Genomic DNA, 588 nt, shown 5'->3' with positions numbered 1-588 from the left:
AATATGGTCCTATTGATTTATCAATGATTAACATTGGAGCATATGATTTTAGACCAATGTTTGAAAAATCGACTTATCACACTACACCAGAAGAAGCTCTTAACATCGCACAAGATTTAAAAAGTAAAAAAGTTTTAGGAACGCATTGGGGAACATTTGTTTTGTCACTAGAGCCGATTATGGAACCCCCAATTAGATTTAAAGATAGTGCTGAAAAATATGGTTTCAACAAAGAAGATGCCATTATTTTTAAAATTGGAGAAGTTAGTCTTCTAGATAAATTGTTATAGAGTTAAATACTTAATTGCAAAAAATATAGTTCCAATAGAAGCAATAGTAGAGACAAAAATTGCTTTAATTATATTTTCGGGACTTACATTATAAGCGGCACATAAAACTATAGAAGTAACTCCACAAGGCGCAACACTCACAAAGAAAGCACCTGGTATTTCTGCTGGCAATCCTGCATTAAAAAACACTAATCCAATTAACAATAAAATTATCGGGGAAATAACTAATTTTAAAACTGAAATAGAAACAGATAATTTGTTAATTACATTTTTAGTATAAAATGAAAGAGTTATACCA

General features: G+C 29.9%; 2 protein-coding genes. One reads left to right on the top strand and one right to left on the bottom strand.

What is annotated here, in order from left to right:
* On the top strand, positions 1–290 hold a 290-nt coding region (locus tag AMN81_RS04145), incomplete at its 5' end, for an MBL fold metallo-hydrolase (protein ID WP_256998225.1).
* On the opposite strand, the gene AMN81_RS06380 is transcribed toward AMN81_RS04145, so the two are convergent.
* On the bottom strand, positions 285–588 hold a 304-nt coding region (locus AMN81_RS06380), incomplete at its 5' end, for an AEC family transporter (protein ID WP_218836707.1). The genes AMN81_RS04145 and AMN81_RS06380 overlap by 6 nt on opposite strands.

Source organism: Candidatus Pelagibacter communis (assembly GCF_001179845.1).
In the GTDB taxonomy this organism is placed as follows: domain Bacteria; phylum Pseudomonadota; class Alphaproteobacteria; order Pelagibacterales; family Pelagibacteraceae; genus Pelagibacter; species Pelagibacter ubique_Q.
The sequence above is the reverse complement of the archived record's forward strand: the minus strand, read 5'-3'. Positions and strand labels throughout refer to the sequence as shown.